This is a genomic window from Marinobacterium mangrovicola, assembly GCF_004339595.1.
Lineage (GTDB): Bacteria > Pseudomonadota > Gammaproteobacteria > Pseudomonadales > Balneatricaceae > Marinobacterium_D > Marinobacterium_D mangrovicola.
The window spans coordinates 92852-106134 of the sequence record NZ_SMFU01000001.1; the positions used below are offsets into that span (position 1 = coordinate 92852).

The window sequence follows — 13283 nt, forward strand, 5'->3', positions numbered from 1 at the left end:
ATTAAGGGCCGCCCAGGCGGCCCACAAACGGATTACACGTTTTTCAAAGATTAAGGGTGAAATAACATGGCACTGATCTCAATGCGTCAACTGCTGGACCATGCCGCCGAGTACGGTTATGGCATTCCGGCGTTTAACGTCAACAACCTGGAACAGATGCGTGCCATCATGGAAGCCGCATCCAAGACCAACTCTCCGGTGATCGTGCAGGCATCTGCCGGTGCGCGTAAGTACGCCGGTTCCAACTTCCTCAAGCACATGATCCTGGCGGCTATCGAAGAGTTTCCCGATGTGCCGGTCTGTATGCACCAGGACCACGGTACCAGCCCGGCTGTCTGCCAGCGCTCCATCGCCCTGGGCTTCTCCTCCGTTATGATGGATGGTTCCCTGGGCACAGACGGTAAAACCCCGACCTCTTACGAGTACAACGTGGACGTGACCCGTCGTACCGTTGAGATGGCGCACGCCTGTGGCGTTTCCGTTGAGGGTGAGCTGGGCTGCCTGGGCTCCCTGGAAACCGGTATGGCCGGTGAAGAAGACGGTATCGGTGCCGAGGGCGTGCTGTCCCACGACCAGATGCTGACCGATCCGGATGAAGCCGCTGAGTTCGTTAAGGCCACTAACGTGGACGCCCTGGCGATCGCCTGTGGTACCTCCCACGGTGCTTATAAGTTCACCAAGCCGCCCACCGGCGATACGCTGTCCATTGGTCGTATCAAAGAGATCCATGCCCGTATTCCGAACACCCACCTGGTGATGCACGGCTCCTCGTCTGTTCCCCAGGAGTGGCTTCAGATCATCAATGAATACGGCGGTGAGATTCCGGAAACCTACGGTGTGCCGGTCGAGCAGATCGTTGAAGGTATCAAGCACGGTGTACGTAAGGTAAACATCGACACCGACCTGCGTCTGGCCTCCACCGGCGCAGTGCGTCGCTTTATGGCGCAGAACCCGTCCGAGTTTGACCCGCGCAAATACCTTAAGGAAACCATCGGCGCCATGCGCGATATCTGTATCGCCCGTTATGAAGCCTTCGGAACCGCTGGTCACGCCGACAAGATCAAGGCGATCTCTCTGGAGACCATGGCCGAGCAGTATGATGCTGGCAAACTGGACGCCAAAATCAACTGATCGTTGATCGACGCATGATCTCAAGGGCGGCCTCAGGCCGCCCTTTTTCGTCCCCTTATTTCAACTCTTAAAGGAAGCAGCTGTGCGTTACCTGGTGTTTGTGACTCTGCTCTGGGCATTCTCATTCAGCCTGATTGGCGAATATCTCGCCGGGCGGGTGGACAGCTATTTTGCGGTGCTGACGCGCATACTGCTGGCGGGCGCGTTGTTTCTACCGCTACTGCGTCTCAAAGGGCTTCCCAATGGATTGATCGCCGGGATCGCGGTCTGTGGTGCGCTGCAGTTTGGCGTCACCTACGTCTGCCTTTACCAGTCGTTCGAATACCTGAGTGTGCCTGAGGTGCTGCTGTTTACCATTACCACGCCGCTTTATGTGGCGCTCATCGACGAGGGGCTGAAAGGTCGGTTTACGGCAGGTCCTTTGATCTCCACAGCCATGGCGGTAGTGGGCGCGGCGATTATCCGTTACGACAATATCTCCAGTGAATTTCTCACCGGCTTCCTGATTCTGCAGTTGGCCAACCTGGCGTTTGCCGCGGGGCAGGTGGGCTATGCGCACCTGGTGAAGCGCTATGCGGTGGAGGGGCCGCTGTACCGCAGTTTTGGTCTCTTCTTTATCGGCGCGCTGATTGTTGTATTACCAGCGTTTCTGTTGCTGGGTAATCCAGAGAAACTGCCGCAGACATCACTGCAGTGGGGGGTTCTGGCCTGGCTGGGGCTGCTGGCTTCAGGGCTTGGTTTCTATCTCTGGAATAAGGGGGCAACCCTCGTCGACGGCGGTACGCTGGGGATTATGAACAATGCGTTGATTCCGGCCGGTCTGCTGGTGAATTTAATTATCTGGAACCGGGATGCTGACCTTTTGCGCCTGGCGCTCGGAGGTGCTGTGATCCTGCTGTCGCTCTGGGTGAATCGTTATTGGAAGCGCCGGTTGCCAGCGCCTGGAATCGCCTGACGGCACGGATCTGAAAAATGGCGCCCGATCAATCCATGGGCGCCGGTTTTCCCAGCGCGAACCCCTGCAGGTAATCAACACCCAGGCCCCGCAGACAGTTGGCAAGCTCATCGCTGGAGACAAATTCGGCCACGACCTTGGCACCGGTTTTATGCGCCAGATCGATGATGCTCTGGGTTACGACCATATTTTTTTCGTCCTCCAGTATGCCGGAGATGATCGATCCGTCGATCTTGATAAAGTCCGGTTGCAGTTCAACCAGGTAGGAAAAGTTGGAGTAACCGCTGCCAAAGTCATCGATGGCGATGCGGGTGTCGTACCGGCGTACCTGGCGGATGAAATCCCTCACCTCGGCGAAATCCGATAGCGACTCGCTTTCGGTGATCTCCAGCGCGATGGGCGGCCCATCATTTTCGGCCAGGCGCTCGATAATGTACTGTCGGGTGCCATCGTTCTCTATATCTTCCGCCGACAGGTTCACAGAAATACGGTGCTGATGACGACGCGCCGTGCTGAGCACGATATCCAGCATCCGCCGGGTGATGGCGGGGTAGTGTCGGGTCTGCTTGATGGTATCGAGAAAGTGGAAGGGAGATATCGGAGCACCCTGGCGATCCAGCATCCTCAGCAGAGCCTCGTAGCGGATATCGCTGCTGTCTGTACTTGATACTATAGGCTGGAAATAAGCGGTGATCCGATCATCCTCCAGTGCATCTTTTACTTCATTGATCCAGTACAGGCGGTTGAGGTGCTCCTGTTCCTGGTCGCTGAGGGTGAGAATCTGGTCGCTGTTTTTCTCCTGCTTGGCTTTCTGAATAGCGGTTTCTGCCAGTGCCAGCAGGTGGCTGGAGCCTCTTGCCATACCGAGGCTGAATTCGATATCAATCTCTTCGCCGTTGGCGCTAAACCCCGTTGTTTGAATCGCCCGGCGCGCTTCGAGCAGCAGGGCTTCAAACGCTTCCAGTGACATCTTCGGCGCAGGCAAAAAGGCGAAACTTGCACCGTAAAGACGGTAACAGCGGACCTTTTGCGGGGCTAGCATCTGCATGAATCGCTGGGCAATCTCGGCGATCACTCTGTCGCCATTACCGATGCCGTAATAGTCGTTAATTGACTTGAAGTTGCGCAGGTCGGTCAGCGCCAACTGCTCTGGTTGGTCGTTCTCGATATCTTCCAGCAGTTTGGCGCGACTCGGAAGCCCGGTCAGCTTATCGGTACGCTGCTGCGCGATCAGTGCCTCGTTCTGCATCACCTGGGTGATATCGTTACGGATGCTGATATATTCAGCGATCTCCCCGGCGTCATCGAGAATCGGTACCAGCGTGCTCTGGACGTAGTAGCTTTCACCGTTTTTCTTGCGGTTTTTGATGACGCCGTTCCAGATCTTTTTTGAGCTGATAGTGCGCCAGAGATCCTGAAACAGGGAGTCCGGCATATCGGGGTGGCGCAACACTGCATGGGTCTGCCCCAACACTTCGTCGGCGGAGTAGCCGCTGATCTCCTCAAACAGATTATTTATATAAGTGATTCTGCCGCTCTTGTCGGTCTTCGACACGATAGCTGTCTGATCCAGGGCGCTCTTGTACTGCTCCAGTTGTTCTATCGACAGACGCAGCGCATTCGCGGTGGCGTTGGCCAGGTGAGACAGCGAGCGCAGTGTCGAGACTTCCTGTGCAGGCGGCTCTTCCAGCGGAGAGGCATTCACCCCGACTTCATCACTTTCTGACAGGGCGACCAGTGTGGTGGTGGAGTTCTGCAGCCTGTTGATGCCAGGGGCATGAAAATACTCGCCCTGAGTCACAAATCCAGCAGAGGGACCTGCGTGGGAAAGTATCGCCGTCTCAGCGCAGCTGTTTGCTTCGGACATCAGGCGCCGGCTATGACAGGAGTAGATATACAGTGCCTCAAGGGGCACGTCGCAACTCAGCTCACGCAGAGTGTTGTGAGCGCTTTGCAGGATCTGGTCGACAAGGGCGACGCCAAAGCGCACCGGGCAGGAAAAGTTAAATTCGCCGGCGAACACCAGGCCGCCATCATCGTCCAGGCGTACCGGGGTCCGAGCAATATTAATGCCGTTTTCGCGGGTGATCAGCGGGAAGACGGTGACGCTGCCAGGCAGTGAGGCGGCAACCTCTTCTCCGAGGTAGTGGCGGTAGGTATCGAGCACCGGCCGGCCATCGAGGGCATAGACCTTATTACCGACGCTATAGGTCACTTCCATCTCTACACCGATTGGCGTCCAGTTCAGCAGCTGCCGCGGTGTGACTCGTAAACTATTGCCGCGCAGTATGGCGATCACCATGCCTCGGTCATAGATGCGATTATCGCAAACGACAAGGGTCTCTTCATATTGCTGGTTGTCAGCTGCGTTCCCGCCGGTGATCGGCAGCGCGGCGGCGGCTTCACCGATGCCGCGAAGAAACGGCTCAGGGCTGTCATTGATAGCGTTACCGAAAGCGATAATCAGTTTTGCATCGCTGTCGTTCAGCTCTTCGCCGAGCAGTCGCCCCTGTTCCTGGGTGATATCGGGCAGGTAGCGAACGTCGACCCGTGTCCGTTCAAAGCTGGAAAAAGAGATCAGCAGCACGTCGTCCTGAATGTCACCGTCGCTGATGGCGCCGGCGGAGGAGGAGCCGATCACTTTGAAACCATCGAGTTTTCTGAGCAGGCTCAGGACCGGCTGCAGTCTTTCTCGCTGCATGGTGCTGAAGAAAAGCTGTATGAGGCCGCAGCATTCGTACAGCTTGTGCTGCTCTACATAAGCGGTCAGCGAACGAATATCGGTGTAGATGTGATTCAGCAGAATCATTGAGTGCTTCCATGCAGGGGGCGTCTATGCAGAAAGGGTCGGAAGAGTCCAAGTAAATCAGTCAATTATAGACTCTTGCTCTGCAGTCGAAGATTATTTACTTATATGCGATTAGATACATGTACGCAATTAAGGCCAATCTATTTATCGGCTAAAACATTAGAAACTGTATGCCTAATAGCGACGATTTTAGACTTTTTTCGAAGTCCTGGATCAGGTTGTGCCGTCGCGTGATCGCTGAAACTAAGCGAGTTGCTTAGACTCATACAGCTGAGCCTTGGTTGTCGTAGTCTGCGAATTGTTGTGGGGGGGCTTGTTCACGCACGTAGAAAGGCGTCTGGGTTACCCAGAGTTGTTATGAAATTTTCGCCGATTTTTACGTTTGGCAGAGGACCTGCCGGAAAGAGGTGTTGCGAGAGGGTGCGAGTCGCTGGTCAGTGAACCAGCCTCGCAATCACTGGCTTAATGAGCCGGTGATTGCTGGAGGTTGTAGGAAACGCGTGCTTTGCCGCTTTTTTCAGAGGTTTTGAAGAAAGCCTTGCGGAACAGGTTGGCGACATAAGTAGCACGTTCAGCGCGGGCGCGTTCGATGTAGTAATCCACGTCGATCATGTCGAGTTCGTTGTATTTCAGTTCGAATTCAGGGTTTGAATTGCTCATCTGTGACTCCGGGTTTGCTATAAGGTGTTGATCAATTTTCAATCACCATACTAAAGTCGAAGCCTGCTATGGGCAAACGACCCTTTTTCAGTCTATAGTTGAGAAAAACTAATTCATCGTAAGGAGCTGGTTATCAGACGTCTGCCCCCACTCAATGCCCTGCGCGTTTTTGAAGCGGCCGCCAGGCACGGTAGCTTTAACAAGGCTGCCGAAGAGCTGTGCGTCACGCCCTCTGCGGTGAGTCACCAGCTCAAATCGCTTGAGGAATTTTTAGGACAAAAGCTGTTTCGCAGGGAAAAACGCCAGGTTTACCTGACCGGTGCCGGTGAGCGTTACCTTGGCTCGGTACAGCTGGCGCTGGACGAGGTGGAAAGCGCCACCCGACGGCTGATGACTGCTACCAATACCTCTGCTGTGAATATCAGCGTGGCGCCCTTCTTCCTGACTCGCTGGCTGGTGCCGCGTATCACCCGTTTTCAGCAGCGTTTCCCCGATGTGGAGCTGCGCTTCAGCTCTACCATGGGCTATATCGACTTCGAGCACTCCGATACCGATATGGCGGTCTACTACGGCCGCGGCAACTGGGAAGGGGTGGAATCGCACCTGCTGCGTAATATCGTACAAACGCCGGTATTCGCCCCCTCTTTTCTGGAGGGCGATAATGCGATCCAGACGCCGGAAGATATGGTCAACCACACCCTGATCTATATTTCAGGTCGGCGTCATGAATGGAACCGGGCCCTGCGTGAGATCGGGGTCAGTCTGTCAGCCGCGACGCGCACCATGTCCTTCTCCAGTACCTCGCTGGCGGTATCCGCAGCAATAGAAGGCATAGGTATCGCGTTGGCGGACCGGGTGCTGGTCGAACGAGAGATCGAAACCGGCAAGCTGGCTGCGCCTTTTGAGCTGGCTTTCGATACCCAAAACGCCTTCTATCTGGTCTATAAAGAGAAGCGGGCGCTGACTTACGGAATGCGCGCGTTTCGTGATTGGATCATGGAAGAGATGCAGAACGATATTGCAGACCGGAACATGGCCAAGGCTCAGGAAGGCACAGACTGACCTGAGTCAGTGATGGCTCGGGCGTGCATCGCTTTCGGAAAGGATCGCTGATATTTTTCATTGCCGGTAACTGGATCTGTTCCTCTTGAAAGGGGAGGCCTCTCTCTGATCTTTGCGCCGGGCAGTGCTTGATAGTTAACGTTCAATAAACGTACCGAGTAATGCGCATGGATGGACGACGGCTGCACTTTCCGCTTCAGGTGCTTGTCAGTGGAACGATCGTAGTCAGCATGCTGGTGCTGGCACTGGTTCTGATCGGTGGTTCGTATTATGGGCAGCGCGAGACGCTGATCAACGAGTCTAGTGCCCGTGCCGAGCAGCTGGCTGAGAGCCTGGATACGCATATAGACGCTCTGCTGAGTCCGGTGAAAAGCACGGTACAGATGCTCTCCCGGGATCCCATCGCTGAGGCGCAGGATCTGGCAGCGCGTAAGGCACGCCTCCCGGTACTGGTGACTGCCCTTGGCACCAGTTCGCTGCTCAGCTCGGTCTATGTAGGCTACGATGACGGCAGTTTCGTATTGCTGCGGCGTCTGCGCTATACCTCGGTCAAGGAGTCGGTAGCGGCCCCCAGGGATGCCGCGTATCTGCTGCAGAGTATCGAACGCAGCGCAGGGGATGGCAGTGCAGGGAATGAAAGCTTCCGCTCTCTCTGGGAGTTCTACGACGCCGATCTGAACCTGGTGGAAGCCCGCGCCAAGCCTGACTATAACTACGACCCTCGCCGCCGGCCCTGGTATGACAGTGCGTCTGACACGACCGATACGGTTCTGACCAGCCCTTATATCTTTTTCACCACCGCCGAAATCGGCGTGACCCTGGCACAGCGTAGCGCGGGCGGAGGCGCTGTAATCGGTGTGGATGCCTCGGTCAATGACTTTTCCTCGGTGATCGGCCTGCTCCGTGGCGAGAGTAAGGCGGAGATCGCCATAGTGACGCCCAGCGATCATGTGGTGGCCTATTCCGATATCACCCGGGTGGTGAAAGAAGACGCCGATGAGGGGCTGAGGCTGGCCTATATCGACGAACTGAGTGTGCCGGTGCTGACGCGTCTGTCCGACTACGGTATAGGCTCAGGAATGCAGCGGCTGGATATTGAGGGTCGCAACTGGATCGGCTTTGTAGAAGAGATGCAGGCGGGGGGACGAGGCACCACCCGTCTGCTGTTTGCCATTCCATCGGATGCCCTGTTAGCGGATGCAAAACAGCAAAGTCTTCGGCTGATTCTCTGGTCGGTTCTGGTCATGCTGGTGCTGCTGCTGGTCGGTTCCTGGGCCGGGCGAATGGTTTCCAAACCTTTGCGGCGTCTGTCCGAGCAGGTCAGTGCCCTGGTGCAGTTCGATTTCAGTAAGGAAGTACCGCGAAAGTCCCGGGTGGATGAAGTGCGCCGGTTGTCTGAATTGATCCGGCAGATGTCCAGTGCGATCACCGGTTTCCAGACAATTTCCCACCTGCTGGCCCATGAGCGTGATCTGGATAAAATGCTGCATCGAGTCACGGCGGAGCTGGTCAGGATCACCTCTGCTGCCTCGGGCGCCATCTATCTTTACGATGAAGAGGAACAGATCCTCCGGCGCGCCACCAATAGTGGACTGCGCAGTGCGCCGGAGCAGTTTGCGGTATCTGGTAGCAGTGCCGATGAGCTCTGTGCTCAGTTGCGAGAGCAGCTGGGCCGGCAGGGTGAAGCGGTTATGACTACGCAGCTGCGTGATCGTGACAGCGACCTGCTGGGTATTCTGGCCTTGGTGCTGCCCCCTGAGATCGCGGCGTACGAGTCCAGCTACAGCAAATTCGTGGCAGAGGTGTCCGGCTCCGCCGCTACCGCAATCGAAACCCAGCGCCAGGTAGCAGCTCAGAATGCGTTGATAGAATCGATCATCCGCCTGCTCGCCGATGCGATCGATGCCAAGTCGGCCTACACCAGTGGCCACTGCGACCGCGTGCCGCAGCTGGCCGAAATGCTCGTCGATGCGGCCCAGGCATCGAAGGATAAAGCGTTCGCAGCGTTCAGTATGAACGACCGGCAGCGGCGTGAGTTTCGTATTGCGGCCTGGCTGCATGACTGTGGCAAGGTTACCAGTCCCGAATATGTGGTCGACAAGGCGACAAAGCTGGAGACCCAGTACGACCGTATCCATGAAGTCCGCACCCGCTTTGAGGTGCTCTGGCGCGATGCAGATATCGCCTATCTGCGCGGTATCGTCAAAGGCGGTGTCGAAGCGGATCTGCGGGCCAGGCGTGACCAGCTGAGGAAGAGCCTGCAGCAGGAGTTCGCGCTGGTTGCCAAGTCCAATGCCGGTGGGGAGTTCATGCCGGATGAGGATATTGAAAAGCTGCACCAGATCGGAAAACGTCGCTGGAAACGGCACTTTGATCGACGTCTGGGGCTCTCCCGCGAAGAGTTTGAGAGACTGCCGGAAGAGACCGAGGAGCTGCCGGTCATCGAGTATCTGCTCTCTGATCGGCCCGAGCACCTGATTCCCTGGGGTGAAAGGCGGCCCGCCGTGGAGCGCGGCGATCCCAATAATACCTGGGGGTTCAATATGGACCTGCCAGAGTACGCAGCGAATCACGGTGAGCTGTATAACCTGTCGATTCAGAAGGGTACGCTGACCGATGAAGAGCGTTTCATCATCAATGACCATATCGTGCAGACCATTCGTATGCTGACGTCGCTGCCGCTGCCGAAGGATCTGAAACGGATTCCCGATATCGCCGGTAATCACCATGAGAAGATCGACGGCACCGGTTATCCGCGCAAGCTTGACGCCAGTAAGCTCAGTATCGAAGAGCGGATCATGGCGGTAGCCGATGTGTTCGAGGCGCTGACCGCGGCGGACCGGCCCTACAAGGATGCCAAGACGCTCTCCGAGTCCCTGCGTATCCTCGCCTTCATGGTGAAAGACAAACACCTGGATGGTGACCTGTTCCGGCTCTTCCTGGAGTCAGGCATCTATCTCCGTTACGCTGAGAGGTTCCTGAAACCGCAACAGATCGACAAGGTAGACAGGCGGCAGCTGCTGACACTGGCGGGGCTGGCCTGATCCACCGACGGGAGAGAGGGATGCCGGATAACCCGCTGCTGGCGCCGATCGCCAGGCTGCTGCACGCACACCCCGAGGGGCTCAGCGAGTATGCGCTGATGAAACAGCTGGAGTTTGATGGTCTGCACCTGGATCAGGATGCCGATGCCTCGCCTGAACTGCTGCTGTTTCGTAAGCATTTCCTGATCATGAACGCGCTCTACCGTCTGCGACCCGTGTTGGCGGAAGAGGGGTTCGAGATCAGCATCTCAGCGTTGCATATCCAGCTGCATCCGCTGGATTCTTTCCATCACTCCACCGAAACCGCTATCATCCCCGACGATCAGCCGCTACGGGACTATTATCTGGACTGGAGCGAGTTTGAAAAAAGCAGTAGCGACTATGTACGCGCCCTGCTTGATGGCTTTTGGCAGCGCTATATGAGTTCTGACCAGCGGGGTGAAGCGTTGGCGGTGCTTGGGTTGCAAGAGCGTGCCAGCACCGAACAGATCCGTATCGCCTACCGGCGCCTGGCGGCGCGCCATCATCCGGATAGGGGAGGCGACGCCGATCAGTTTCGGCGAGTGCGCGAGGCCTACGAGCTGCTGATGGTGTAACGCTGCGCAGAGTCCAGTTTTAACGCCGGAAGCCCGTTTCGGCATCTGTTTTGGATATCTGTTATTAGCTATCTGCTTTTAGATATCTGCTTTTAGATATCTGCTTTTAGGTATGGAAAGTGACGCGGCCCTGATTTCTGCATCGAGCTCGCGATCAGGGAGATAGGAACGCCGGCCCATGCTGAGGCTATTTCGACCGATTTTCTTCGTTTGTGGCGTGCTTGCGCTGATCATGACCGGCCTGCTGCTGGCCCCGATGATCTACGGCTACCTGGTCGGGGATCCTGAATATCTGGCGTTTCTGAAGTCGGCAATCATTTCGCTGCTGTTCGGTGCCCTGCTGATTTTCTGGGGCCGGGAGCGGCGCTTCCGGCTGACCTCGCGCCAGCTCTACCTGCTCACCAGCATGAGCTGGTTGCAGCTCTCTTTCGTCGGCGCACTGCCGCTGATGCTGACCGGTCACCCGCTGACGCTGTCCGAGGCGGTGTTCGAGGCGGTCTCCGGCATTACTACTACGGGCTCCACGGTGATCTCCGGTATCAATACGCTGCCGCCGTCGATTCTGCTCTGGCGCTCGCTGCTGCAATGGGTTGGCGGATTGGGTGTCATTGGCATGGCGGTGACCATACTGCCATTTCTGCGCGTCGGTGGTATGCGCCTGTTTCAGACCGAGTCATCGGACTGGTCGGAAAAATCCCTGCCGCGATTCCACGAGATGGCCCACCGTCTGCTGTTTATCTATCTCATGATTACGCTGGCCTGTGGTCTCTGTTACTGGGTTGCCGGGATGACCCCGTTTGACGCGGTGAACCACGCCATGACCACCGTCTCTACCGGCGGTTACGCCACCGATGATGCCTCCATGGGGCGTTTCAACGACACTATCCTCTGGATAGCCGTGGTGTTCATGATGATCGGCGGCATGCCGTTTATGCTCTATATCCGCTTTTTGTCGCAGCGCAACTGGTCGGTGTTTGCCGATCAGCAGGCCAAGGGGTTTATCGCCATCGTGGCGTTTCTGATCGCGATACTGACGCTGGAACAGGTGGTTCTGGATGGTGAGCCGCTGATGCGGACGCTGACCCAGGCGGCGTTTAATATCGTGTCGATCATTACCACCACCGGTTACGCCTCGGCGGATTACACCCTCTGGGGTGAGTTCAGCATCGGCCTTTTCTTTATCGCCACCTTTATCGGCGGCTGCTCCGGCTCTACCAGTGGCGGTATGAAGGTGTTTCGCTTCCAGCTTTCCTACCAATTCCTGGCGGACCAGATGCATAAGCTCGTGCACCCGCGCAGCATCACCTCGATACGCTATAACGGCAAGCCGATCCCCGACGATATCGTCGCTTCGGCGGTGGCCTTCTCCTTCCTGTTCTTTATCGTGCTGGCCGCTACAACCCTGATTCTTACCGCACTTGGTGTGGAATTTATCACCGCCTTCACCGGTGCCATCACGGCGCTGACCAATGTGGGGCCGGGTCTGGGTGACACCATCGGCCCTGCGGGTAATTTCCATACCCTGCCCGACACCGCGAAATGGCTCCTCAGCCTGGCGATGATCCTTGGCCGGCTTGAACTGCTCACGGTGATGGTGCTGTTATCCCCGGTTTTCTGGCGCGGCTAGATCGGCTCCGCGAGATTATTGCCACCCCCAAGCGGAATGGAAGTTGCTTCGATTCTGGGCATGATCAGAAGCCAAGGGGAAGGGAATGGAGAATCTCGATGAACTGAGCGGCCTGCTGCTGCCCGACTGGATGATCGCGACGGGCCTGCCGCTGCTGTCGATGATGCTGATGTGGGTGGTTTCCCGGTTGGTGCTGGGGCATCTGAGCCGGCTTGCCGGGCGTACCTCATTTTTCTTCGATGGCCTGATGATCTCTGCCCTGCGGCTACCGATCGCCGTGCTGATTCTGGCGCTGAACCTGATCTTTCTTGAGCGCCTGCTGCGCTACTACGACATCGCGCCAGAGATGCTGGAGTCTCTGACCGATAACGGTGCTCGCATCCTGCTGATTCTTGCCCTGGTGCTGCTGTTCGACGGTATCGCCAAAGGGTGCATCGATCATTATTCACGCACCTTGCCGGTGCTGCGTAACAGTCGCGGTATCACCATGATCCTGACCCGGGCGCTGGTGCTGGGGATCGGGGTGCTGATTTTGCTGGGTACGCTGGGAATCTCGATCACGCCGTTGATCGCCTCTCTCGGTATCACCTCCCTGGCGGTGGCGTTGGCGCTGCAGCCGACGCTGGAGAACTTCTTTTCCGGCGTCCAGATTCTTATCGACAAGCCGATCCAGGTGGGGAATTACATCGAGCTGGAATCCGGCGAGCAGGGCTTTGTGGAAAAGATCGGCTGGCGCTCCACCTGGATAAAGATGCTGCCCAACAATACGGTGATCATGCCCAACAGCCGCATTTCGTCCTCCAAACTGATCAACTATGACTATCCGCAGAAAGAGCTGTCGGTACTGGTCGAGGTGGGCGTGCACTACGATTCCGATCTTGAGCAGGTGGAAAAGGTCACTACCGAAGTGGCAAAGCAGGTACTCAGGGAGAGTGAATACGGTGTTTCCGACTTCGGCACCTTTATGGTTTACCACTCTTTCGATAGCTCCAGTATCAATTTCACCGTGATCCTGCGTGGTCATCAGTTCACGGACAGCTTTCAGATCAAGCATCTGTTTATCAAGGCACTACACGCCCGTTACCGGGAAGAGGGGATCACCATTCCCTATCCGATCCGCGCGCTTAACACTTCCCAGGAGGGTGCGGTGTTAGCCGCAGCCGTTATGGGGACAACCGATAGCTGACCTGACGATGGACGGTGCCCCAGCGGGGCCGTCCCAGTCTCATACCGCCGAGCCCGGCAGACGGATTGCGACAACTTAATGTCGCGAGCAGTCGGTCATCGGTTTTTGCCGCTTCCTATGATGGATCGACCGTCCGTACGTCTAACGTTATGGCCCGGACTTCCTTGTTTGGCTAGGAGCGACAATATTATGAATTTTCGCAAGACAATGATT

9 protein-coding genes are annotated in these 13283 nt (G+C 56.6%); 7 read left to right on the forward strand and 2 right to left on the reverse strand.

Features of this window, described 5'->3' with window-relative positions:
- The first annotated feature begins 66 nt into the window (after positions 1-66).
- Together fba and CLV83_RS00435 are read left to right on the forward strand one after the other, a co-directional pair.
- Complete coding sequence (gene fba / locus CLV83_RS00430; protein WP_132285902.1) at positions 67-1131, forward strand: class II fructose-bisphosphate aldolase; 1065 nt, start codon at positions 67-69, stop codon at positions 1129-1131.
- 82 nt (positions 1132-1213) lie between these two features.
- On the forward strand, positions 1214-2086 hold the full coding sequence (locus CLV83_RS00435; RefSeq protein ID WP_132285905.1) for a carboxylate/amino acid/amine transporter: 873 nt from the start codon (positions 1214-1216) through the stop codon (positions 2084-2086).
- Positions 2087-2114: 28 nt separating this feature from the next.
- On the opposite strand, the gene CLV83_RS00440 is transcribed toward CLV83_RS00435, so the two are convergent.
- Positions 2115-4895 carry a bifunctional diguanylate cyclase/phosphodiesterase gene (locus tag CLV83_RS00440; RefSeq protein ID WP_132285924.1) on the reverse strand — a complete coding sequence of 927 codons (2781 nt, stop codon included), beginning with the start codon at positions 4893-4895 and terminating at the stop codon, positions 2115-2117.
- 462 nt (positions 4896-5357) lie between these two features.
- On the reverse strand, positions 5358-5555 hold the full coding sequence (locus tag CLV83_RS00445; RefSeq protein ID WP_132285927.1) for an RSP_7527 family protein: 198 nt from the start codon (positions 5553-5555) through the stop codon (positions 5358-5360).
- Positions 5556-5696: 141 nt separating this feature from the next.
- Between CLV83_RS00445 and gcvA the strand changes: the two genes are divergently transcribed.
- The 5 genes from gcvA to CLV83_RS00470 all read left to right on the forward strand — a co-directional run bounded on the left by gcvA (position 5697) and on the right by CLV83_RS00470 (position 13070).
- Positions 5697-6617, forward strand: coding sequence for a transcriptional regulator GcvA (gene gcvA / locus CLV83_RS00450; RefSeq protein ID WP_279387512.1), 921 nt, complete (start codon positions 5697-5699; stop codon positions 6615-6617).
- A gap of 167 nt (positions 6618-6784) precedes the next feature.
- Positions 6785-9661, forward strand: a complete 2877-nt coding sequence (locus CLV83_RS00455; protein WP_207894638.1) for an HD domain-containing phosphohydrolase — start codon at positions 6785-6787, stop codon at positions 9659-9661.
- A 20-nt stretch (positions 9662-9681) separates the two neighbouring features.
- On the forward strand, positions 9682-10257 hold the full coding sequence (locus CLV83_RS00460) for a DNA-J related domain-containing protein (RefSeq protein ID WP_132285936.1): 576 nt from the start codon (positions 9682-9684) through the stop codon (positions 10255-10257).
- Between the two features lie 178 nt (positions 10258-10435).
- A complete protein-coding gene (locus CLV83_RS00465; protein ID WP_132285939.1) occupies positions 10436-11884 on the forward strand; it encodes a TrkH family potassium uptake protein in 1449 nt (482 codons plus the stop codon).
- Between the two features lie 85 nt (positions 11885-11969).
- Positions 11970-13070, forward strand: a complete 1101-nt coding sequence (locus CLV83_RS00470; protein ID WP_243642236.1) for a mechanosensitive ion channel family protein — start codon at positions 11970-11972, stop codon at positions 13068-13070.
- Positions 13071-13283 lie beyond the last annotated feature (213 nt).

Bases quoted from the DNA above. Each gene is read 5' to 3' on its own strand.
- fba (WP_132285902.1), top strand. From the start codon at position 67: ATGGCACTGATCTCAATGCGTCAACTGCTGGACCATGCCGCCGAGTAC.
- CLV83_RS00440 (WP_132285924.1), bottom strand. From the start codon at position 4,895: ATGATTCTGCTGAATCACATCTACACCGATATTCGTTCGCTGACCGCT.
- CLV83_RS00445 (WP_132285927.1), bottom strand. From the start codon at position 5,555: ATGAGCAATTCAAACCCTGAATTCGAACTGAAATACAACGAACTCGAC.
- CLV83_RS00455 (WP_207894638.1), top strand. From the start codon at position 6,785: ATGGATGGACGACGGCTGCACTTTCCGCTTCAGGTGCTTGTCAGTGGA.
- CLV83_RS00460 (WP_132285936.1), top strand. From the start codon at position 9,682: ATGCCGGATAACCCGCTGCTGGCGCCGATCGCCAGGCTGCTGCACGCA.
- CLV83_RS00465 (WP_132285939.1), top strand. From the start codon at position 10,436: ATGCTGAGGCTATTTCGACCGATTTTCTTCGTTTGTGGCGTGCTTGCG.
- CLV83_RS00470 (WP_243642236.1), top strand. From the start codon at position 11,970: ATGGAGAATCTCGATGAACTGAGCGGCCTGCTGCTGCCCGACTGGATG.